The sequence below is a fragment of the Stutzerimonas stutzeri SDM-LAC genome (genome assembly GCF_000235745.1).
Taxonomy (GTDB): domain Bacteria; phylum Pseudomonadota; class Gammaproteobacteria; order Pseudomonadales; family Pseudomonadaceae; genus Stutzerimonas; species Stutzerimonas stutzeri_H.
Genome location: NZ_AGSX01000046.1, coordinates 67,697 through 89,064, shown reverse-complemented (window position 1 = coordinate 89,064; position 21,368 = coordinate 67,697). Strand labels below are relative to the sequence as shown.

Genomic DNA, 21,368 nt, shown 5'->3' with positions numbered 1-21,368 from the left:
CAGCGGGCCGCCGGCCAGTGCGCCATAGGCATCCAGACGCGACTCGGCCCAGCCGCCCTTGTAACGTCGCACCCAGTCCTGCAGTGGCAGGTCGAGGCGGTACAGGTTGGCACCGTCCAGCGGCGGGACCTGGTTCAACACCTCGTGGGTTTCGGCGTATTGCTGCAGGCTCATATCGGGTCTCCTCGGCAGATGCGGCAAGGGGCCCGACGGCATATCGGAGTTAGCGCTACTTACCGCTGTCATGCGGATAAATCACCGGGCCGATGCGGACATCGTCTGGCGATCCCCGCCAAAGCAGTGAAGCACGCAGCTGGGCAGCGCTAAAGTGAGGTTTCGGCCAAAATCGGCGCGTTGCGGCCACCAGCGTTGGCCGAAAGCTTGCGCGTGAACGCCTGGCTTTGCGCTTTCAACTCAGCTCAGTTCTACAGGCAGAAGCACCTGAAAACGACTGCCGCGACCCGGCTCGGATTGGCAGGAGACCGTTCCGCCCTGCAATTCGACCAGCTGTTTGCACAGCGACAGACCGATTCCCAGCCCACCGTACGGGCGGGTCAGGCTGCCATCGAGCTGGTGGAAATATTGAAACAACGAGCCATCAACAGGCGCGTCGAAGCCGACGCCCGTATCGATCACCGCCACATCGAGCAGGTAACCGCGCTCGGCCTCGCAGCCGCGCACTGCAAGCGTGACGCCCCCGCGCAAGGTGAACTTGATGGCGTTGTCGAGCAGGTAACCCAGGCTCTGTTTCAGCTTGCCGGCGTCGCCAACCAGTATTTCCGGCAGTAGGCCATCGAACTTGAGATCAAAGCTCAAGCCGCGCATTGCGGCACGCGCTCCGTACTCGGCGTAAAGCTCATCAGCCACCATCCGCACGCTGAACGGCTCGTTGCGCACGCGCAGCTTGCCCGCCTGCAGTTCGGTCAAGGCGAGGATGTCGTTAACCAGTTGCATCATGTCCCGCGCCGATCCGGTTGCGATGCGCTGGTAGTGCTCCAATTCGCCGCTCAGTTCGAGCGTGCGCATCAGCTCAAGGCAGCCGAGCACGCCGTGCATGGGGGTACGCAGCTCGTGAGTGACATTGGCGAGGAACTGATCCTTGAGGCGGTTGCTCTCGGCCAGTTCGCGGTTCATGGCTTCGAGTTTGCGCCCGGTCTCCTCCAGCACCTGAGCCCGCTCTTCCTTCATCGTGTTGATCCGGTCGGCGAGCGCGAGCGACAACAGCGCCACCTCGAGCGCCGAACCGATCTGGCCGGCGTACATGGTAATGAACATGTGCGGCAGGTAACCCAGCACCATCAGCGTGTTGATCTGCCCGCCTATAAGGAAGGCCGACCAGGCAATCAGGAAATAGCGCGCGACCCGCATCCCTCGACGCCAGGCCACGATAGCGGCGACGAAAATCACCAGAATGAACCAGAGCGCGAGGAAGGTCGCCATCCGCAGCGCCAACGCGTAGCTGGAGGTCAGCGATACAACCATCGTCAACGCCCCCAACGCCATCAGCAACATCAAGGTGCGGTCGATCCATGGGCTGTGCTCAGCGGTATGCAAAAAGCTGCGCGCAAACTGGCAGCCAAACAGCCCAGCTGCGCCAATCAGGAATGGCGTCGAGGCATTGGCCCACCACGGCCAGTTCGGCCAGAGGTACTGCACGCCCAGGCCATTGACCGAAACCTGATACAGGCCGAACGAGGCAATGTAGAGGATGTAATAGAGGTAGCTGCGATCACGCACGCTGAGGTAGATGAAGAGGTTGTAGAACAGCATCACCAGCAGCACGCCGTAGATGATGGCGAGCACATAGATGTGCCCGGATTGTTCTTCCAGATAAGCCACCGGCGCCCAAAGGGTCAGCGGGACCTGAATCGAGCCCTGGCTTTCCAGGCGCAGGTAGATACGCTGTGGCCGGTTGGGCGGCAGCTGCAGTTCGAACAGATGGTTGCGCTGCCTGATCTGACGCTCATGGAAAGGCAGTGCGTCGCCGCTCTGCTGGGCAAGGCGATAGCCACCGCGGCCATCTGGCAGATAAAGATCGAGATGATCGAGCGGCGGATAGGCCAGCTCCAGCCACCAGCGGCGGTGCACGATCGGCGGCTCGGCACGGTAGTTCAGGTCGATACGCAACCAGAACGCCGAGCGTGAATAACCGGCGTTGAGGACATCCTCACGGCTCTCGACAAAGCGACCCGCCGCATCGAGCGCAACCACCTCTTCAATGGTGGCGTCGCGGCTCGGGTCTTCCAGTACTGCCATGCGCTGGCCCAGTGCAAGGCGCTGGGTATTGCTGTCGAACTCGACGGCACTCGCCATCGCTGGCAGCAGGGCGAGCAGGAAAAAGAGAATAGGGTTCATGAAAAGACAGTCCATCGAGCTGCACCAGAGGAACCCACGTTCCCCCTGAATGCATACAGCCGAAGCCAAGTGCTGGCACTTTAACATGCTTACGGCGCCATAGAATCGACGCCATTCAGGTCATCGGACAGACGTACCAGGCGACAGCGACCCGCCGTGCCGGCGCGAGCTGCCCGGCAGTATTGGTGATAAGCTCGCACGCCATGAAATCCGGCTGCGCCTAGCCCCGGCCGAATCCACCACACCATGACTCGGGGAACCCATCGATGTCCGGCCATTGCTCCCGCCCTGTCGTTCTTTGCCTTTCCGGCCACGACCCAAGCGGCGGCGCTGGGCTACAGGCTGACATCGAAGCGCTGCTCGCCCAAGGCTGTCACGCCGCGCCAGCGGTTACCGCACTCACCGTTCAGGACACCGTCAACGTTACCGACTTCCGCGTGCTCGACCGGGAATGGGTGCTGGCACAGGCCCACGCCGTCATAGCCGATCTGCCGGTCGCCGCCGTCAAGCTGGGCATGCTCGGCTCGGTGGAGATGGTCGAGACGGTACTGCAAATCATGCAGGAGCTGCCGGGCGTTCTGCTGGTCTGCGACCCGGTGCTGCGCGCCGGTGGCGGCGGCGCGCTGGGCAAGGACGAAGTCGGCTACGCGATGCGCGAACGGCTGTTCCCGGTGGCCACCATCGCCACACCGAACCTGCCCGAAGCCCGCATTCTTGCCGACCTCCCGGATGGGAGTGCCGACGAATGTGCGGAGAAGTTGTTGCCCTTCATCCGTCACCTGCTGATCACCGGTGGCCATGGCGATGAGACCGAAGTTCACAACCGGCTCTATTGCCGTGACGGCAGCCGCTACGATTTCAGCTGCCAGCGCTTGCCGGGCAGCTACCACGGCTCTGGCTGCACCTTGGCCAGTGCCTTATCCGGACGACTGGCCCTCGGCGAAGACCTGGCCAGCGCGGTGAAGTCCGCGCTCGATTACACCTGGCGCACCTTGCGAGACGCCGAGGCGCCAGGTCGAGGTCAATACATTCCCCGTCGTCTACCGCTGGACCTGGCCTGAGGAGGCCATCCGATGAAGGACACCACCAAGCTGCGCGGCCTGTATGCCATCACCGACAGCAAGCTTCTCGGCGAGGGGCGCCTGCTGCCCTACGCCGAAGCGGCTGTAAAAGGCGGCGCTCGCCTGCTGCAGTACCGCGACAAATCCAGTGACGAGGCGCGCCGCCTGCGCGAAGCCGAAGCGCTACGAGAAATCTGCGGTCGCCACGGAGCCCAGCTGATCATCAATGATGACGCCGAGCTTGCTGCGCGCCTGGGCGTAGGCCTGCACCTCGGTCAGGAAGACGGCTCGCTCTCGGTGGCCCGCGCCCTGCTCGGACGCAAAGCCATCATTGGTGCAACCTGTCATGCGTGTCTGGATCTGGCTGAACAGGCGATTCGTGAGGGCGCCAGCTACATCGCGTTTGGCCGCTTCTTCGACTCCAACACCAAGCCGGGCGCCCCATCGGCAACACCTGATCTCCTGAAAGAGGCACGGCAACGGTGCAGCGTGCCGATCACCGCGATCGGCGGCGTGACGCTGGACAACGCGTCGGGCCTGATCGCCCAAGGTGCCAGCCTGATCGCTGTGGTCCATGCCCTGTTCGCCGCCGACTCCGCGAGCGAGGTCGAACGCCGCGCGCAGGCCTTCAGCCAACTCTTCGCCATTGATTGAACACGGCGCGGCTCATTCGCCGTGCCCCGCACATTTTTCCAGTATCGAGAGGCCTTTATGTCCCGTTCCGAAACCCTCTTTGCCAGTGCCCAGAACCGAATTCCAGGCGGCGTGAACTCGCCGGTACGCGCCTTCCGCAGCGTTGGCGGCACACCGCTGTTCTTCAAGCATGCCGAAGGCGCCTACGTAACCGATGAAGACGACAAGCGCTACGTCGATTACGTCGGTTCCTGGGGCCCGATGATCCTGGGGCACGGTCATCCCGACGTGCTCGACGCGGTCCGCAATCAGCTGCAACACGGCCTGTCCTACGGCGCGCCGACAGCGATGGAAACCGAAATGGCCGAGCTGGTCTGCAGCCTGGTTCCGTCTATGGAAATGATGCGCATGGTCAGCTCGGGCACAGAGGCGACCATGAGCGCGATCCGCCTGGCTCGTGGCTACACCGGACGCGACAGCATCATCAAATTCGAAGGCTGCTACCACGGCCATTCCGACAGCCTGCTGGTCAAGGCCGGTTCGGGCGCGCTGACCCAGGGCGTGCCCAGCTCTGCGGGCGTACCGGCCGCATTCGCCAAGCACACGCTGACGCTGCCCTTCAACGACCTGGCCGCTGTCGAGAAAATGCTCGCCGAAGTCGGCAACGAGGTCGCCTGCATCATCGTCGAGCCGGTTGCCGGCAATATGAACTGCGTACCCCCGGCGCCGGGTTATCTGCAAGGCTTGCGCGAGCAATGCGACAAGCACGGCGTAGTGCTGATCTTCGACGAAGTGATGACCGGCTTCCGCGTCGCGCTCGGCGGCGCCCAGGCCCACTACGGCGTCACCCCGGACCTGACCACCTTCGGCAAGATCATCGGCGGCGGCATGCCGGTCGGCTGCTTTGGCGGCAAGCGCGCCATCATGGAACGTATCGCGCCGCTGGGCCCGGTGTATCAGGCCGGCACCCTGTCAGGTAATCCGCTGGCGATGGCGGCCGGCCTGACCACGCTGAAGCTGATCAACCGCCCTGGCTTCCACGATGAACTCACCGCCTACACCACCCGCATGCTGGAAGGCTTGAAAGCGCGCGCGGCCGCAGCCGGCATTCCCTTCGTCACTACTCAGGTCGGCGGCATGTTCGGTCTGTATTTCAGCGAAGCGGACAATATCGTCACCTTCGATGACGTGATGGCCAGCGACGCCGAGCGCTTCAAACGCTTCTTCCATCTGATGCTCGATGGCGGCGTGTATCTGGCGCCCAGCGCGTTCGAGGCCGGCTTCACCTCCATCGCTCATGGCGACAACGAGTTGCAGATCACCTTCGATGCGGCCGAGCGGGCCTTCGCCCAGCTGAAATGAACCTGATCCCTGACCTGCTACAAGCCGTGCTCTTGATGCTGACCGGGTTGGCGAGCGCCATCTGGATCGGCAGCGCCCGACGCGGCTACGGTGAGCCGGATCAACCGGCCCTGTTCTCGGCGCTGCTTGCTTTCAGCCTGGCAGCCGGGACCGGTGCATGCGCGGCAGCACGCCTGGCGCTGGGTGCCGATACGCTCGGGGCAGAACGCTGGCTGCTGCAGGCAACCTTGCTGCTCGGCTTGCCGCTCGTCGGCGTGGTCGCGCTCACGCTATCGCGCAGATGGATCTGGAGTCGCCCCACCTGGGGCCGGGTGGTGATCGGATTGTGCGCGTTTTTTGAACTGGCCAGGCAGTTGGGTTGGAGCACGCCATACGCACTTTCGCTGGGGCTGCTGAGTGCTCTGTTGGTCGCCTATGCAGGCTTGCTGCAGTGGCCAGCTCGCCTGCAGGTCGCGGCAGGACTGGCTGGCGGCGTTTTGCTCATGGCGCTGCTGCCCTGGAGCAGATTGCTGATCAATTCCAATCCGCTGCAGAGCTACCAGCAGCTATGGTTAGCGCTGGCTATTCCGATCATCGCCTGGCTATTGCTTCATCTACCCGGCAATTTGCGCGAAGAAAGCCCCACACCCACGTAAAAAGCCGGAGGCTCGCCGTTAAAGCCTTTGTAAGCAGGGCACCGCTTATCCATAATGTGACAGTCGGCTCGTTTCACGCCGATTTCTCAGTCACCGCCCTGATCTTCGAGGCGCCTTGATTCATGACTTGCACCGGCCGCAGCCTAACGCTTGGCTGCCTGCTGCTACTCACACCCCTGCTGGGCATGGCGGGCGGCAACTCGCTGCTGATCCCGGCCACTTCCCGTTGCGCGCTGAACACCGTCCCGGAAGCGATGAACGAAGCGCTGCGCGCCTGCGAGCACGCTGCTAACGAAGGTGATCTTCAAGCGGCCTATGAGCTCGGCGACCATTACTACAACGGTCGGCGCGCGCCACGTGATCTGGCCAAGGCGCTTCACTGGTTCGAGCAGGCATCACTGAAAGGTCACGCGCTGGCCCAGCATCGACTCGGCGTGATGTTCTTTCGCGGTGAAGGGGTGCCGGCCAACAACGTCCAGGCCTACGTGGTGTTGAAGATGTCGGCGGTCAATGGCGAAGAAGAAGCGCTGGACACGGCTGATCGCGTTTCGGCGCAGATGGGTCGCGAAGAGCACGAAATCGCGACTCAGGTCCTCGGACAGATATTTCGCGACTATCTGATGGAGTTGCAGACCGCAGGCGAGTAGCCCGGATGAGCAATCCCAGCGCGGCAACTACCGCCTCACACCATAGAGTTTTTCCGCTTTCGCTTGAGCTTGTGGCCTACCGCAGTGCTTCCGCTTTTATCGCTCACGCCCTCGCCGTATAATCGCCGGTCATTTTTTGCACAACGCCGGCCCGAGACATGACCCGCAAGCTCTATATCGAAACCCACGGTTGCCAGATGAACGAGTACGACAGCTCGCGCATGGTCGACCTGCTGGGTGAGCAGCAGCCCTTGGAGATCACCGTGAACCCGGCGGAAGCCGACGTGATCCTGCTCAATACCTGCTCGATTCGCGAAAAAGCGCAGGAAAAGGTGTTCTCCCAACTGGGGCGCTGGCGGGAGCTCAAGCTTGATAACCCGCGGCTGGTGATTGGCGTCGGTGGCTGCGTCGCCAGCCAGGAAGGCGCGGCGATCCGTGACCGTGCGCCCTATGTGGACGTGGTGTTTGGCCCACAGACGCTGCACCGACTGCCGGAAATGATCGATGCGGCACGCACGACGAAAACACCTCAGGTAGATATTTCGTTCCCGGAAATCGAAAAATTCGACCGCCTGCCCGAGCCGCGCGTCGACGGGCCGACTGCTTTCGTTTCGGTCATGGAAGGTTGCAGCAAGTACTGCACGTTCTGTGTCGTTCCGTATACCCGCGGCGAGGAAGTCAGCCGGCCGTTCGACGATGTGCTCGCTGAGGTGATCCATCTGGCTGAAAACGGCGTCCGGGAAGTCACGTTGCTTGGGCAAAACGTCAACGGTTACCGCGGCGCCACCCATGACGGCCGCACCGCCGATCTGGCCGAACTGATTCGCGTGGTCGCGGCAGTCGATGGCATCGACCGCATCCGCTACACCACCAGTCATCCGCTGGAGTTCTCCGATGCGCTGATCCAGGCGCACGCCGAAGTACCAGAACTGGTGAAGTACCTGCACCTTCCGGTTCAATCGGGTTCGGATCGCGTGCTGGCAGGAATGAAGCGCAACCACACCGCGCTCGAATACAAGTCGCGGATCCGCAAGCTCAAGGCCGCCGTGCCGGACATTCTGATCAGCTCCGACTTCATCGTCGGCTTCCCGGGCGAAACCGAGAAGGACTTCGAGCAGACCATGAAGCTGATCGAGGACGTAGGCTTCGACTTCTCCTACTCCTTCGTCTACAGCTCGCGTCCCGGCACGCCGGCGGCAGATCTGGTCGACGAAACCCCGGAAGAGGTGAAGAAACAACGCCTGGCGATCCTGCAACAGCGGATCAACCAGCAAGGCTTCGAGAACAGCCGACGGATGGCGGGCACGCAGCAACGCATTCTCGTCACCGACTACTCTAAGAAAGATCCAGGGATGCTACAGGGCCGTACTGAGCACAACCGGATCGTCAATTTCCGTTGCGACAATCCTCGGCTGATCGGCCAGTTTGTCGACGTGTTCATTGATGATGCGCTACCGCACTCGTTGCGTGGCACGCTAGTAGGCTGACGCGACGGCTGACGGCCGGACAGCTTCCGGGCGTCACCATCGAGCTATTTGATTCAGATGCAGTTTGCCGGTGCAAGCTGCTTTGCCGCCAGACCTCCAGCGCTTCGTTCGGCTTTTGGCGGCTCCTTCCACCGCTGCTTTTTTCCTCGGGCAGCGCTATTCTCAGCGAATCTTTTTGCAAAGCAGGTCACTTAAAAGCCCTTGAACGCCCCCATAGAACCTCATCGTTTCACCCTCGAACCCTTTGAAGCCAACCGCTTCGCCAATCTCTGCGGCCAGTTCGACGAGCATCTGCGCCTCATCGAGCAACGCCTCGATCTGGAAATCCGCAACCGCGGCAATCAGTTCGAGTTGATCGGTCCAGCCGATGTAGCCCAGGCGGCAGAGCACCTCCTGCGGCGCCTGTACCGCGAGACCAAGAGCATTGAACTCTCGCCGGACACGGTTCATCTGTTCCTGCAGGAGTCGGCAATGGAGGAGCTGAACAACTCGTCCACAACGCCGAACATTTCCCTGCGCACCCGCAAAGGCAATATCCGCCCGCGCGGCGTCAATCAGCAGCTCTACGTAAAATCGATCCTCGACAACGACATCAACTTCGGCATCGGCCCAGCCGGTACAGGCAAGACCTACCTGGCAGTCGCCTGCGCAGTCGATGCACTGGAGCGCGAGCAGATTCGTCGCATCCTGCTGGTACGCCCGGCAGTCGAAGCGGGCGAAAAGCTTGGCTTCCTCCCCGGCGACCTGGCGCAGAAGATCGACCCCTATCTACGCCCGCTCTATGACGCACTTTACGAAATGCTCGGCTTCGAGCAGGTCGCACGGCTGATCGAGAAACAGGTTATTGAAATCGCACCGCTGGCCTACATGCGCGGACGCACACTGAACAACAGCTTCATCATCCTCGACGAGAGCCAGAACACCACGCTCGAGCAGATGAAGATGTTCCTGACCCGGATCGGTTTCGGCTCGACCGCCGTGATCACCGGCGACATCACGCAGGTCGACCTGCCTCGCGGCACCAAGAGTGGCCTGGCCCACGTGATTGAGGTGCTGAAGGACGTCAACGGCATCAGTTTCACGCATTTCAAACCCAAGGACGTGGTGCGCCACCCCCTGGTGCAGCGTATCGTCGAGGCGTACGAGGCCTTCGAGGGCAATCACGCCCAAGCGGTCAGCCGCGCAGTGCAGGACAACCGAGGTGATTGAACTTGACCTGCAAGTGGCCGCCAGCGGCACCATTCCCGACGAAGCCGACCTGCGCCGCTGGTGCGAGCTGGCGCTACGGCAACGCAAGGGCGACTCCGAGCTGACCATCCGCTTGGTTGAGGAAGACGAAGGGCGCGAACTCAATCGCACCTGGCGGCAGAAGGACTACCCGACCAACGTGTTGTCCTTCCCGGCGGACGTACCCGATGAGCTGCTGGACATTCCGCTGCTGGGCGATCTGGTGATCTGCGTACCGGTGGTCGAGCGCGAGGCAGCTGAACAAGGCAAAGCTTTGCAGGCGCACTGGGCACACCTGGTGATGCACGGCTGCCTGCATCTGCTCGGGTACGATCACATCGACGATGAAGAGGCCGAAGAAATGGAAAGCCTCGAGCGTCAATTGCTGGCCGAACTGGGTCACCCCGACCCCTACGCCGACGAATAGCCCGCTACGGGCAACTGCAAGGACCATTGAGTCAAAGACATGAGCGAAGACCGATCGAGCAACGGGCAGAAGTCCTGGTTTGGAAAAATCAGCCAGGCTTTTGCCCATGAGCCGAAAAATCGTGAGGAGCTGCTGGAAGTATTGCGCGGCGCCCACCAGAACAAACTGCTCGACAATGAAGCTCTGGCTATTGTCGAGGGCGCTATCCAGGTCGCTGACCTACAGGTGCGTGACATCATGGTGCCGCGCTCGCAGGTGATGAGCATCAGGGCCGACCAGTCGCCGAAGGAGTTTCTCCCAGCGATCATTTCCGCCGCGCACTCGCGCTATCCGGTCGTCGGCGACAGCCTTGACGAAGTCATCGGCGTGTTGCTGGCCAAAGACCTGCTACCGCTGATTCTCCAGGGCGATCAGCAAAGTTTCGATATCAAGGACCTGCTGCGCCCCGCCACTTTCGTGCCCGAATCCAAACGTCTGAATGTGCTGCTGCGCGAGTTCCGCGCCAACCACAGTCACATGGCGATCGTTATCGACGAATACGGCGGTGTCGCTGGCCTCGTGACCATCGAAGACGTGCTCGAACAGATCGTCGGCGACATCGAGGACGAACATGACATCGAGGAAGACAGCTACATCCGGCCACTGCCCAGCGGAGACTTTCTGGTCAAGGCGCTTACACCGATCGACAGCTTCAACGAATTCTTCCAGAGCGAGTTTCCCGATGAGGAATTCGACACCGTCGCCGGCCTGGTGATGAGCACTTTCGGTCACTTGCCCAAGCGTAACGAGGTGACGGAGATAGATGGATTCCGCTTCCGCGTACTGAATGCCGACAGCCGCCGCGTGCACATGCTGCGACTGACCCGTACCGAAGGGGCAAGCTGACCGGGGCCGGAGGCTGAGGCATGAAAGGGTTCAGCCACCAACGGACCTGAGCATTGGCTTCATCCGCAGCGCTGCAAGCCGCATTCTCGTCCAGCCTCTAGCGCCTTTATCGTCTTTTGAGCTTCTAAGGATTCCGATGCATTGGATCACCCGCCCCGGCTGGCTCGGCAACCTGCTGGCACTCGCCGCGGGCGCCCTGACAACGCTGTCGCTGTCCCCGTTCGATATCTGGCCGCTGGCCCTGGTGTCGATGGGTGTCGTTTACCTGGGGCTGCGCGAGCTGACGCCGAGACAGGCGGCTGGTCGCGGCTGGTGCTACGGCTTCGGCCTGTTCGCCTCGGGCGTCAGCTGGGTTTACGTCAGCATTCACGACTTTGGCTCGGCACCGCCAGTTCTGGCCGGCGCATTGACCCTGGGTTTCGTGGCTGGATTGGCGCTGTTTTTCATGCTGCTGGGCTGGGTCTGGGCTCGCTGGCTGCGTCAAACGGCAGCCCCGCTGCTCAACACGCTGCTGTTCGCCGCACTTTGGCTCGCTCTGGACGCGCTGCGCGGCTGGGTACTGACGGGGTTCCCCTGGCTTTACGCCGGCTACAGCCAACTGGAAGGGCCGCTGGCCGGGCTCGCTCCGCTCGGCGGCATCTGGCTGCTGACCTTTGCGCTTGCATTGACCGCAACACTGCTAGTCGAGCTGCCCCAGCTTTTGCGCCAGAAAGTGTCGCTGGCCGGCGCATTGATTCTGCTGATCGCCTTATGGGGCGGCGCACTGGGCCTTGGCAAGCACGCCTGGACCACCGCGAAAGACCAGCCGATCACGGTTGCTGCGATGCAGGGAAACGTTGCCCAAAGCATCAAGTGGGACCCGAAAAAGCTGGAAATGCAGCTCCTGCGCTACCGCGACATGACTTTCCGCAGCCAACCTGCTGACCTCATCGTCTGGCCCGAGACGGCAGTGCCGATTCTCAAGGAGCACGCCGAAGGCTACCTGACGATGATGAGCCGCTTCGCCCAGGACCGGCAGTCAGCCCTGATCACCGGCGTTCCGATACGCCAGCCCAACGCCGAGGGCGAGCTGCGTTACTACAACGGGCTGACCACGGCGGGCGACGCACAGGGCACTTATCTGAAGCAGAAACTGGTGCCGTTCGGTGAATACGTGCCGCTGCAAGACGTCTTGCGTGGCCTCATCGCCTTTTTCGATCTCCCCATGTCTGATTTCGCCCGCGGTACGCCGGAGCAGCAACTGCTGCAGGCGAAGGGCTTTCAGATCGCCCCTTTCATTTGCTATGAAGTCGTCTATCCGGAGTTTGCCGCCGGCCTCGCCGCGAAGAGCGACATTCTCCTCACCGTCAGCAACGACGCCTGGTTCGGCCATTCGATCGGCCCGCTGCAGCATCTGCAGATGGCACAGATGCGAGCATTGGAGGCCGGCCGCTGGATGATTCGCGCCACCAACAACGGCGTCACGGTGCTGATCGACCCGCACGGCCGCATCGTCGAGCAGATTCCGGCGTTCCAGGAAGGCGTGCTGTACGGCGAAGTCACGCCCATGCAGGGGTTGACGCCCTATCTGCAATGGCGCTCCTGGCCATTGACCGTCGTCTGTGTGCTGTTGCTCGGCTGGGGGCTGGTGCGCCGTCGGCGTGACTGATGCTTATCGCGCCCGCCGACGACCACCCCATCCCTGTTAAGACTCTCCGCCATAAAGCAGCGGGTAGAGCAGCATCCCAACCGCTTCGTTGAGCAACATGCCGTTCTGCCAGATGGCCTTGGCCTCGGGTAGCCAACCGCCGAAGGGACGTCCGTTGGGAACGCCGACGAAGCCGACCGGAGCGGCGATCACCTCCAGCCCCACCTCTTCGAAACACCAGCGTGACCGTGGCATATGCGAGGCGGATGTCACCAGCACGACACGCTGGACACCCTCGGCTTTAAGCATTTCCGCGCTGTAGCGCGCATTCTCCCAGGTGGTCCGGCTGCGTTCTTCGAGCCATCGGGTCTGCGTGTCGAAATCAAGCTCCAGCGTTTCGGCAGCCAGCTGCGCTTCGCTCGGCGGCTCGCCATAGTGCAGCCCACCACTCGCCAAGATCGGCAAACCCGACGCCTTCGCCAGTCGCGAGGCGTAACGCAGCCGCTCGAGAGCAATGTGGCTGGGCTGATCTGAACCCCAGGCGGGATCAGCCTGCTCCCGACCCGCACCCAGCACGACAATCGCCTGGGCACGATCTTCAAGGCTGCTCCACTGCGAACGCGCCAGCGCCCTTTCACTTTCGAGCGCTCTTGCTGCCCACTCTACGGTCACTGGCAGGCTCATCAGCCACAACCCGCCGAACCCCAGCATGAAACAGAGCGCGGCCAGCCGTGGCGAGCGACGCCGCAGCCACCAGGCAACGAGCAATAGCAACAACAGTCCACCGGGTGGCAGGAGCAGTTGCTTGAAGAAATAGCGTATGGGCATGTGCGGCTCCGGTCATTCAACCGCTGCCACTTTACCTGCCGAGCCCGCTTATCGGCGACACGGGCGCCGTCAGTGCTTTGGGTAGGTATGCAACCGTTGCCGGGCACGTAGCAGCTGCGAGCCACACGCCGAGCACGCGACTGCGCCGGCGCCGTCTGGCCAATGCACGCTGGTGCCACAGAGCGCGCAGACCATCGATTGCTGCAGCGCAGGCGAGCTCTGCTTGCAGCGTTTGCCGGAATGATGCCGCAGCACGCTGCGCAACGCGGGTCGCGCCGCCTGGCGATCCAGCTGCGCCTGCTCTTCAGCAGCCGCGTGCCAACCGGACAGCCATTGCGAATCCTGCTGCAGGTAGGCGCGGATCAGGTCGAACTCGGCAGGCGTCAAACCGCCGACCTCCAGTTCAGCCGTAGCGCCAGTATCATCACCCGTTCTTCGCTCGGCTTCTTCCAGAGCCAGTGTCAGCCGCTGCAGCACACGTCCATACAGGTTGCCCTCATCCGTCTGACGCTCTCTACCCATGATTCACCTCGCGTTCGTCCCGCCCCCTGAACAAGCGTAGTTCAGACTCGAACATCCACGTCGCGCGCGACAAACGGAGCCAAGTCACCGCAGGCAAATCGGGTTTCCCTCGGCTGCGAAGGGTCATGTATGCTACGGCGCTTCCATGCGTTCGCATCCAACCCGTTGCGCCGCCGTTTGTGTCAGGCCTAGCGCCGTCGATACGGCAGCCCGAGCCGCCATGCGAACAGCCAGCCCCCTCTCCAACGCCAGTAGCCATGCACGAACAGTATCAGCCCCGCGAAATCGAAGCCGCCGCGCAGTCCCACTGGGACGCGCAGAAATCCTTTGAAGTAAGCGAACAGCCAGGCAAGGACACCTTCTATTGCCTGTCGATGTTCCCCTACCCCAGCGGCAAGCTGCACATGGGCCACGTGCGCAATTACACCATCGGTGACGTGATCGCCCGTTATCAGCGCATGCAGGGCAAGAATGTTCTGCAGCCCATGGGCTGGGACGCGTTCGGCATGCCGGCGGAAAACGCCGCAATGAAGAACCAGGTCGCGCCGGCCAAGTGGACCTACGAGAACATCGACTACATGCGCAGCCAGCTGAAAAGCCTGGGTCTGGCAGTCGACTGGACGCGTGAAGTCACCACCTGCAAGCCAGACTATTACCGTTGGGAACAGTGGCTGTTCACCCGCCTGTACGAAAAGGGCGTGATCTACCGCAAGAACGGCACCGTCAACTGGGACCCGGTCGACCAGACCGTGCTGGCCAACGAGCAGGTCATCGATGGCCGTGGTTGGCGCTCCGGCGCGCTGATCGAAAAGCGCGAAATCCCGATGTACTACTTCAAGATCACCGCGTACGCGGATGAGCTGCTGGAGAGCCTGGACGAGCTGGATGGCTGGCCGGAACAGGTCAAGACCATGCAGCGCAACTGGATCGGCAAGTCGCGCGGCATGGAAATCAGCTTCCCCTACGACGTCGCCAGCATCGGCAGCGAAGGCGTGATGAAGGTTTTCACCACCCGCCCCGACACGCTCATGGGCGCTACTTATGTCGCCGTAGCCGCTGAACATCCTCTGGCCACCCTGGCGGCCCAGAACGATCCCGAACTGCAGGCCTTCATCGACGAATGCAAGCGTGGCGGCGTGGCCGAAGCCGACATCGCCACCCAGGAAAAGAAAGGCCTGGCTACCGCGCTGAAGGTACAGCACCCGCTCACTGGCGAGCTACTGCCGGTATGGGTCGCCAACTACGTGCTGATGAATTATGGCGAAGGCGCCGTGATGGCCGTGCCGGCTCATGACGAACGCGACTTTGCCTTTGCCACCAAGTACGGCCTACCGATCAAACCGGTGGTGCGCACCAGTGCCGGTGAAGACACGCCCGCACCCTGGAATGACGCCTACGGCGAACACGGCGAGCTGATCAACTCCGGTGAGTTCGACGGCCTGGATTTCGACGGCGCCTTCGATGCCATGGAAGTCGCCCTGCAGCGCAAAGGCCTTGGCCAGGCGCGCACCCAGTTCCGCCTGCGTGACTGGGGCATCAGCCGCCAGCGTTACTGGGGTTGCCCGATCCCGATCATTCACTGCGATGCCTGTGGCGACGTGCCGGTGCCGGAAGATCAGTTGCCGGTGGTTCTGCCAGAAGACGTCGTTCCGGATGGCGCCGGCTCGCCGCTGGCGCGTATGCCGGAATTCTACGATTGCAGCTGCCCGAAGTGCGGTGCCGCAGCCAAGCGCGAAACCGACACCATGGACACCTTTGTCGAGTCATCCTGGTATTTCGCTCGCTATGCCTCGCCGCACTACGACCAGGGCATGGTCGATCCAGCCGCGGCCAACCACTGGCTGCCGGTTGATCAATACATTGGCGGCATCGAACACGCGATTCTGCACCTGCTGTATGCGCGGTTTTTCCACAAGCTGATGCGCGACGAAGGCCTGGTCAGCTCCAACGAACCGTTCAAGAACCTGCTGACTCAGGGCATGGTCATCGCGGAGACCTACTACCGCACGCTGGAAAATGGCGGCAAGGACTGGTTCAACCCGGCCGACGTCATCGTCGAGCGCGATGCCAAAGCCAAGGTGATTGGTGCCAAGCTCGCCAGCGACGGCCTGCCGGTAGAGATCGGCGGCACCGAGAAGATGTCCAAATCCAAGAACAACGGCGTCGACCCGCAAGCCATGATCGACAGCTATGGCGCCGACACCTGCCGCCTGTTCATGATGTTCGCCTCGCCACCCGACATGAGCTGCGAGTGGTCCGACTCCGGCATCGAAGGCGCCAATCGCTTCCTGCGCCGTGTCTGGCGCCTGGCGCACGCTCATGTCAGCGCTGGCAACGTCGCTCAGCTGGACATTGCCAGCTTGAGCGATGAGCACAAAGCCGTACGCCGCGCCATTCATCTCGCCATCAAGCAGGCCAGCCAGGACGTCGGTCAGAACCACAAGTTCAACACCGCCATTGCCCAGGTGATGACGCTGATGAACGTGCTGGAAAAAGCCGCCACCGCAACCGAGCAGGACCGCGCGCTGCTGCAGGAAGGCCTGGAAACCGTCGCCCTGCTGCTGGCGCCGATCACACCGCACATCTGCCATGAGCTTTGGCAGCAGCTGGGCCACAGCAGCTCGATCATCGATGCGCAGTGGCCGACGGTTGACGAAGCTGCTCTGGTTCAGGACAGCCTGACACTGGTTGTACAGGTCAACGGCAAGCTACGCGGACAAATCGAAGTGCCAGCGAGCGCCACCCGTGAAGAGGTCGAAGCCACCGCTCGCGCCAACGAAAACGTGGTGCGCTTTACCGAAGGCCTGACGATCCGCAAGGTTATCGTGGTACCGGGCAAGCTGGTCAATATCGTCGCTAACTGATTCGCCTTGGCGCAGTGCGCCAAGGCTGGCAAGGGGATAACAAGATGATCAAACGCAATCTGGTGGTAGGCCTGACCCTGCTGTTGAGCGCCTGTGGCTTTCAGCTTCGCGGAACAGGCGATACCAGCTTCGCGCTCGAGGAAATCAACCTGCAAGCCCGCAACAGCTACGGCGAAACCGTGCAACAGCTCGAAGAACTGCTCAAGGACAGCGGCGTCAGGGTTTATCCCGGCGCTCGCTACACCCTTGATCTGGTCCGCGAGCAATCCAGCCAGCGCACCGCCAGCTACACGACCGCTGCACGCACTGCCGAATATGAACTGACCCAGATCCTCGACTACGCGATCCGTGGGCCACAGGACACAGTACTGCTGGAAGACCAGGTCGAAGTATCCAAGGTGTATGTCCATGACAGCAGCAATCTGATCAGTTCGGATCAGGAAGCCAGCCAGCTGCGCCGGGAAATGCGCCGCGAACTTCTGCAGCAACTGAGCATGCGCCTACGCAACATCACACCGGCACAGCTCAACCAGCTGCAGCAGACAGCAGAAGCGAAGAAGCGCGCCGAAGCCGAAGCGATCGAGGCACAGATGCGCGAGCAGTCTGCGCAACCGCTGCAATCGCCCATCGAACTGCCTCTGCAATGAAGACCGGGGAGCCTGCTGAGGCGGGCTCCCGATCCGTCCGATGAAGCTACCTCCCGCCCAGCTTGCCAAGCACCTGCAAGGCCCGTTAGCACCGATCTACGTGGTCAGTGGCGACGAGCACCTGCTCTGCCAGGAAGCCAGCGATGCCATCCGTGCGACTTGCCGTCAGCAGGACTTCAGCGAACGCCAGGTACTCAACGTCGAAACCGGTTTCGATTGGGGCCAGCTCATCGAGGCCGGGGCCAGCCTCTCCCTGTTCGCTGAAAAGCGCCTGCTGGAGCTGCGTATCCCCACTGGCAAGCCCGGCGACAAGGGTGCCGTCGCGCTGATCGACTACCTCGCACGCCCTGCGGAAGACACGGTTCTGCTGATCAGCCTGCCCAAGCTCGACGGCAATACGCAAAAGACCAAATGGGCCAAGGCGCTAATCGACGGCAAACAGGTGCAGTTCCTGCAAATCTGGCCGGTGGATGCGCAGCAGCTGCCGCAGTGGATTCGCCAGCGCCTGGCACAAGCCGGCCTTGCCGCAGACCAGGCAGCGGTAGAACTCATCGCGGCGCGCGTCGAGGGCAACCTGTTGGCCGCCGCGCAGGAAATCGAAAAGCTAAAACTGCTTGCCGAAGGGGGCCAGGTAACCACCGAAACCGTGCAGGCTGCCGTCGCCGACAGCGCCCGCTATGATGTCTTCGGGCTGATCGATGCCGCGCTGCTGGGGCAGCCGGAGCACATCCTGCAAATGCTCACCGGTTTGCGCGGCGAAGGGGTCGAAGCGCCGGTGATCCTCTGGGCCGTCGCGCGTGAAGTGCGCCAGTTGGCCAACATCGCCCAGCAGTACAGTCAGGGCGTACCACTTGACCGCGCGTTCAGCCAGGCCCGCCCGCCGGTATGGGACAAGCGCAAGCCATTGGTCAGCAAAGCCCTTCAGCGCCACGATGCAGCGGGCTGGCAGCGGCTCCTGATGAATGCACAAAGCATTGATGAACAGATCAAAGGCCAGGCTGAAGGCGACCCCTGGCTCGCATTGACTGACTTGTGCCTTCAGCTGTGCGGGCGACAGCTCAGGTTGTAGCGCAAGCGAAAGCGGTGCAGGTATCAGTCATCAGATTCTCGCGAGTTGCGCTAGCACCTGACGCTTGCCAGCTCCGGCAGGCCCTGGACATTTTTTGTACAGCCCCTATGATGCCCTCGTCTGATCAGAAGCAAGCAAGAGGGTACGTGATGAACAAACAACGAAAGCGGCCGAATAAGGCCAAAAGCCTGGTGGCGCAACCTCTGTTCCGCAGCCGCCAGGAACAGCCGAAAAAAGGCAAAGGCAGCTACCGCCGCGAAGCCTCCCAGTCCACCAACTGGGAGGCTTCGGTCCTTCTGGCGGCTTGAAAAGCCAAGCCGTTCAAAGCGTGATAATGTCACGTGCCGATGATCTGCCGAGAGTGGTGCATGCTTTACACCTTCGTTCCTGTCCTGTTGCTGCGTACCCTGATCGCCGGATCAGCGTTGAGCATCATGGTCGCCTGCGCTGCCGAACCGGTCGCACAGAGCGCGCCGGCCGTTACTGGCCAGCCAATGAGCAGCGCCGAATCCCAAGGCTTGCCATCCGAAGCTGAGCATCCACAACTGAGCTTCGCAGAATGGCGTGACTCCTTTCGCAGCGAAGCCCTTCAAGCCGGGATCTCGGCGCAGGTGTTTGATCGCGCCTTTGCAGGCGTCACGCCTGATCCGAGCATCATCATCGCTGATCGCAGCCAGCCCGAGTTCACTCGTCCGGTCTGGCAATATCTGGACGGCGCGTTATCGAAGCAGCGGGTCGAGCGCGGCCAGCGCCTGCTGAAGCAACATCAAGCGACGCTGGACGCCATTGAAGCGCGCTATGGCGTAGACCGAAATACGCTGGTGGCCATCTGGGGCCTCGAAAGCAGCTATGGGCAAATCATGGGCGACAAGGGCGTCATCCGCTCGCTCGCCACATTGGCACATGAGGGGAGACGCCCAAGCTTTGCGAAAAGCCAGTTGCTGGCTGCACTGGAAATCCTCCAGCATGGCGATGTCGGCGCCGATCAGCTGCGTGGCTCCTGGGCCGGCGCCATGGGACAGACCCAGTTCATCCCGACCACCTACAATACACATGCGGTGGATTTCGATGGCGATGGCAGCCGGAATATCTGGAGCAGCCCCGCCGACGCGCTGGCATCGGCCGCGCACTACCTGCAGGCATCCGGCTGGAAAGCCGGGCAGCCATGGGGCTTCGAGGTAAAGCTGCCTGAGGGCTTCGACTATTCACAGGCAGACAACGCCATCCGCAAGCCACTGGCCGTCTGGCGCCAGCTTGGGCTGAGCGGGCTGCCGGCCGACACCGGCATGGAGGCAACCACTGCAACGCTGCTACTTCCCGCAGGCTATCGCGGACCCGCGTTCCTGCTGCTGGATAATTTCCGAGCGATCTTGCGTTATAACAATTCATCGTCCTATGCACTGGCGATCGGCCTGCTGTCCGAGCGCTTCGACGGTGCCGGCCAGGTTCGTGCCAGCTGGCCAAAAGGCGAGCAGCCACTGAGTCGCTCCGAACGACTGGAACTGCAGGAGCGCCTGGCGAACCATGGTTTTGACCCAGGCACTCCAGACGGCATCATCGGTGCAAATACTCGCAGTGCGATCCGCGGTTTCCAGCAACAGCAGGGCTGGCCCGCCGATGGCCATCCAACGCAGGAATTGCTGGGACGCTTGCGCGCAGAACCCTAGCGAGCATGGCCGAATTTTCGGCCATCACCTCCCCCGCGCCACCCTCCCGCTCCCGTACGCACGTCACACTGCGACCGCTGCTCCGCATCTGCGGTACCGTTCTGCAGATCAGCGATCTGCCGCGCCGGCCGTTGAACAGAGGTTGGTGCGGCGCACCGTTAGGCCCACCTTATCGCTAGACAGCCGGGCACACCCCAAGATGTGAATCGACCCGCTCCCTAGCAGCCTCGGCACATCCAACGTCTCGCTAGACGCGACTGAACGGTCAGTGCCTGTGATAAACTGCGCGGCGGCCACAAGCCGCCTCGTCCACGGAGCCTCTAGCGGAGCCCAGAAAGCCGATGTCCGACACCTCCCAGCCCAAAGCCGTTGCCAGCGGCGAAAAATTCCGCACCGATCAGGGCATCACCGCGATCAAGGACGGGCAGAAGCGCCGCGCCTCTAGCGAACCCCAGGTGCTCGAACCCAAGCCCAAGTGGCTGCGGGTCAAGGCGCCCAGCGGCAGCCGCTTCGAAGCAGTCAAGCGCAACGTCGGCGAACACCGTCTGAGCACCGTATGCGAGGAATCCCACTGCCCGAACATGGGCGAATGCTGGTCCAACGGTACTGCCACCATCATGCTGATGGGCTCGGTGTGCACCCGCGCGTGCCGCTTCTGCGCGGTGGATACCGGCAATCCCAACGGCTGGCTGGATCAGGAGGAGCCACAGAACACCGCCAAGTCGGTAGAGCTGATGGCGCTGCGCTATATCGTGCTGACCTCGGTGGACCGCGACGACTTGGACGACGGCGGTGCCGCGCACTATGCCGCTTGTGTACGTGCCATTAAGAAACGCACCCCGCAGGTGGTAGTGGAGGCACTTACGCCGGACTTCGACGGCGACCTGCAAGCCATCGAACGCGTAGCGGACTCCGGCCTGGAAGTCTTCGCGCAGAACGTCGAGACGGTCAAGCGCCTGACCCACGAAGTGCGCGACCCCCGCGCCGGCTATGAGAAGACCCTGCGCGTGCTGGAGCACGCCAAGCGTCATCGTCCGGAAATGCTGACCAAGACCAGTCTGATGCTGGGCCTGGGCGAAAGCGACGAGGAAGTGCTGGAGACCATGGATGACCTTCGCGCCATCGGTGTAGACATCCTCACCCTCGGCCAGTACCTGCAGCCAACCCGCAACCATCTGCCGGTCAAGCGCTGGGTCAGCCCGGAAGAATTCAACCGCCTCCGCGATATCGGCCTCGAAAAAGGCTTCATGGAAGTCGCCGCCGGGCCACTGGTGCGCTCCAGCTACCGAGCCGACCGGGTATTCGAGAAGAACAACCTGGGCTTGGCTGCTCCTGTACCGGTGCCTGGCCAGCCGTTCGACAGCAGCCTGATACCGACCCTCAATCTGAACTGATCGCGCCGAAGACCGCCTGCCTTTTTCTCGC

General features: G+C 62.1%; 18 protein-coding genes and 2 pseudogenes. 16 read left to right on the top strand and 4 right to left on the bottom strand.

Annotated features, from left to right (window positions below; all coding sequences use genetic code 11):
* Both PSTU_RS21535 and PSTU_RS0105585 read right to left on the bottom strand, forming a co-directional pair.
* A pseudogene (locus PSTU_RS21535) lies at positions 1-174 on the bottom strand (DNA alkylation response protein); the annotation flags it as partial.
* 258 nt (positions 175-432) lie between these two features.
* Positions 433-2,355: pseudogene (locus PSTU_RS0105585) on the bottom strand (sensor histidine kinase); the annotation flags it as partial.
* A gap of 266 nt (positions 2,356-2,621) precedes the next feature.
* Here PSTU_RS0105585 and PSTU_RS0105580 point away from each other — a divergent pair.
* The 10 genes from PSTU_RS0105580 to lnt all read left to right on the top strand — a co-directional run bounded on the left by PSTU_RS0105580 (position 2,622) and on the right by lnt (position 12,367).
* The gene (locus tag PSTU_RS0105580) at positions 2,622-3,416 is read left to right on the top strand and encodes a bifunctional hydroxymethylpyrimidine kinase/phosphomethylpyrimidine kinase (RefSeq protein ID WP_019340057.1); all 795 of its coding nucleotides are present in this window, start codon (positions 2,622-2,624) and stop codon (positions 3,414-3,416) included.
* A 12-nt stretch (positions 3,417-3,428) separates the two neighbouring features.
* On the top strand, positions 3,429-4,070 hold the full coding sequence (gene thiE, locus PSTU_RS0105575; RefSeq protein WP_019340056.1) for a thiamine phosphate synthase: 642 nt from the start codon (positions 3,429-3,431) through the stop codon (positions 4,068-4,070).
* A gap of 57 nt (positions 4,071-4,127) precedes the next feature.
* Complete coding sequence (gene hemL / locus PSTU_RS0105570) at positions 4,128-5,411, top strand: glutamate-1-semialdehyde 2,1-aminomutase (RefSeq protein ID WP_019340055.1); 1,284 nt, start codon at positions 4,128-4,130, stop codon at positions 5,409-5,411.
* Positions 5,408-6,046, top strand: a complete 639-nt coding sequence (locus PSTU_RS0105565; protein WP_019340054.1) for a hypothetical protein — start codon at positions 5,408-5,410, stop codon at positions 6,044-6,046. Before hemL ends, PSTU_RS0105565 begins: the two co-directional genes overlap by 4 nt.
* Positions 6,047-6,168: 122 nt before the next feature.
* The gene (locus PSTU_RS0105560; protein WP_019340053.1) at positions 6,169-6,693 is read left to right on the top strand and encodes a tetratricopeptide repeat protein; all 525 of its coding nucleotides are present in this window, start codon (positions 6,169-6,171) and stop codon (positions 6,691-6,693) included.
* A gap of 158 nt (positions 6,694-6,851) precedes the next feature.
* Complete coding sequence (miaB, locus tag PSTU_RS0105555) at positions 6,852-8,180, top strand: tRNA (N6-isopentenyl adenosine(37)-C2)-methylthiotransferase MiaB (RefSeq protein WP_019340052.1); 1,329 nt, start codon at positions 6,852-6,854, stop codon at positions 8,178-8,180.
* Between the two features lie 201 nt (positions 8,181-8,381).
* Positions 8,382-9,389 (top strand): PhoH family protein, encoded by a 1,008-nt coding sequence (locus tag PSTU_RS0105550; RefSeq protein ID WP_019340051.1) that lies wholly within the window; start codon positions 8,382-8,384, stop codon positions 9,387-9,389.
* Positions 9,382-9,834: an rRNA maturation RNase YbeY gene (ybeY, locus tag PSTU_RS0105545; protein WP_029404627.1), complete on the top strand. Its 453-nt coding sequence runs from the start codon at positions 9,382-9,384 to the stop codon at positions 9,832-9,834. Before PSTU_RS0105550 ends, ybeY begins: the two co-directional genes overlap by 8 nt.
* Positions 9,835-9,873: 39 nt before the next feature.
* Positions 9,874-10,719: an HlyC/CorC family transporter gene (locus PSTU_RS0105540; protein WP_019340050.1), complete on the top strand. Its 846-nt coding sequence runs from the start codon at positions 9,874-9,876 to the stop codon at positions 10,717-10,719.
* A gap of 136 nt (positions 10,720-10,855) precedes the next feature.
* Complete coding sequence (gene lnt / locus PSTU_RS0105535; RefSeq protein WP_019340049.1) at positions 10,856-12,367, top strand: apolipoprotein N-acyltransferase; 1,512 nt, start codon at positions 10,856-10,858, stop codon at positions 12,365-12,367.
* A 36-nt stretch (positions 12,368-12,403) separates the two neighbouring features.
* Here lnt and PSTU_RS0105530 read toward each other — a convergent pair whose 3' ends face one another.
* Both PSTU_RS0105530 and PSTU_RS0105525 read right to left on the bottom strand, forming a co-directional pair.
* Positions 12,404-13,174, bottom strand: a complete 771-nt coding sequence (locus PSTU_RS0105530; RefSeq protein ID WP_019340048.1) for a YdcF family protein — start codon at positions 13,172-13,174, stop codon at positions 12,404-12,406.
* A 69-nt stretch (positions 13,175-13,243) separates the two neighbouring features.
* On the bottom strand, positions 13,244-13,696 hold the full coding sequence (locus tag PSTU_RS0105525; RefSeq protein ID WP_019340047.1) for a hypothetical protein: 453 nt from the start codon (positions 13,694-13,696) through the stop codon (positions 13,244-13,246).
* A 257-nt stretch (positions 13,697-13,953) separates the two neighbouring features.
* Between PSTU_RS0105525 and leuS the strand changes: the two genes are divergently transcribed.
* From leuS to lipA, 6 genes are all read left to right on the top strand, one after another.
* Positions 13,954-16,560, top strand: a complete 2,607-nt coding sequence (gene leuS, locus PSTU_RS0105520; RefSeq protein WP_019340046.1) for a leucine--tRNA ligase — start codon at positions 13,954-13,956, stop codon at positions 16,558-16,560.
* A gap of 44 nt (positions 16,561-16,604) precedes the next feature.
* Entirely contained in the window at positions 16,605-17,207 is a 603-nt protein-coding gene (gene lptE / locus PSTU_RS0105515; protein WP_019340045.1) for an LPS assembly lipoprotein LptE, read from the top strand.
* 40 nt (positions 17,208-17,247) lie between these two features.
* On the top strand, positions 17,248-18,276 hold the full coding sequence (holA, locus tag PSTU_RS0105510) for a DNA polymerase III subunit delta (RefSeq protein ID WP_019340044.1): 1,029 nt from the start codon (positions 17,248-17,250) through the stop codon (positions 18,274-18,276).
* 149 nt (positions 18,277-18,425) lie between these two features.
* Positions 18,426-18,584 carry an alternative ribosome rescue factor ArfA gene (gene arfA, locus PSTU_RS20480; protein ID WP_019340043.1) on the top strand — a complete coding sequence of 53 codons (159 nt, stop codon included), beginning with the start codon at positions 18,426-18,428 and terminating at the stop codon, positions 18,582-18,584.
* A 60-nt stretch (positions 18,585-18,644) separates the two neighbouring features.
* A complete protein-coding gene (locus tag PSTU_RS0105500; RefSeq protein WP_019340042.1) occupies positions 18,645-19,943 on the top strand; it encodes a lytic murein transglycosylase in 1,299 nt (432 codons plus the stop codon).
* Between the two features lie 341 nt (positions 19,944-20,284).
* Positions 20,285-21,337 (top strand): lipoyl synthase, encoded by a 1,053-nt coding sequence (gene lipA / locus PSTU_RS0105495; protein WP_019340041.1) that lies wholly within the window; start codon positions 20,285-20,287, stop codon positions 21,335-21,337.
* Positions 21,338-21,368 lie beyond the last annotated feature (31 nt).

Bases quoted from the DNA above. Each gene is read 5' to 3' on its own strand.
- PSTU_RS0105580 (WP_019340057.1), top strand. From the start codon at position 2,622: ATGTCCGGCCATTGCTCCCGCCCTGTCGTTCTTTGCCTTTCCGGCCAC.
- thiE (WP_019340056.1), top strand. From the start codon at position 3,429: ATGAAGGACACCACCAAGCTGCGCGGCCTGTATGCCATCACCGACAGC.
- hemL (WP_019340055.1), top strand. From the start codon at position 4,128: ATGTCCCGTTCCGAAACCCTCTTTGCCAGTGCCCAGAACCGAATTCCA.
- PSTU_RS0105565 (WP_019340054.1), top strand. From the start codon at position 5,408: ATGAACCTGATCCCTGACCTGCTACAAGCCGTGCTCTTGATGCTGACC.
- PSTU_RS0105560 (WP_019340053.1), top strand. From the start codon at position 6,169: ATGACTTGCACCGGCCGCAGCCTAACGCTTGGCTGCCTGCTGCTACTC.
- miaB (WP_019340052.1), top strand. From the start codon at position 6,852: ATGACCCGCAAGCTCTATATCGAAACCCACGGTTGCCAGATGAACGAG.
- PSTU_RS0105540 (WP_019340050.1), top strand. From the start codon at position 9,874: ATGAGCGAAGACCGATCGAGCAACGGGCAGAAGTCCTGGTTTGGAAAA.
- lnt (WP_019340049.1), top strand. From the start codon at position 10,856: ATGCATTGGATCACCCGCCCCGGCTGGCTCGGCAACCTGCTGGCACTC.
- PSTU_RS0105530 (WP_019340048.1), bottom strand. From the start codon at position 13,174: ATGCCCATACGCTATTTCTTCAAGCAACTGCTCCTGCCACCCGGTGGA.
- PSTU_RS0105525 (WP_019340047.1), bottom strand. From the start codon at position 13,696: ATGGGTAGAGAGCGTCAGACGGATGAGGGCAACCTGTATGGACGTGTG.
- leuS (WP_019340046.1), top strand. From the start codon at position 13,954: ATGCACGAACAGTATCAGCCCCGCGAAATCGAAGCCGCCGCGCAGTCC.
- lptE (WP_019340045.1), top strand. From the start codon at position 16,605: ATGATCAAACGCAATCTGGTGGTAGGCCTGACCCTGCTGTTGAGCGCC.
- holA (WP_019340044.1), top strand. From the start codon at position 17,248: ATGAAGCTACCTCCCGCCCAGCTTGCCAAGCACCTGCAAGGCCCGTTA.
- arfA (WP_019340043.1), top strand. From the start codon at position 18,426: ATGAACAAACAACGAAAGCGGCCGAATAAGGCCAAAAGCCTGGTGGCG.
- PSTU_RS0105500 (WP_019340042.1), top strand. From the start codon at position 18,645: ATGCTTTACACCTTCGTTCCTGTCCTGTTGCTGCGTACCCTGATCGCC.
- lipA (WP_019340041.1), top strand. From the start codon at position 20,285: ATGTCCGACACCTCCCAGCCCAAAGCCGTTGCCAGCGGCGAAAAATTC.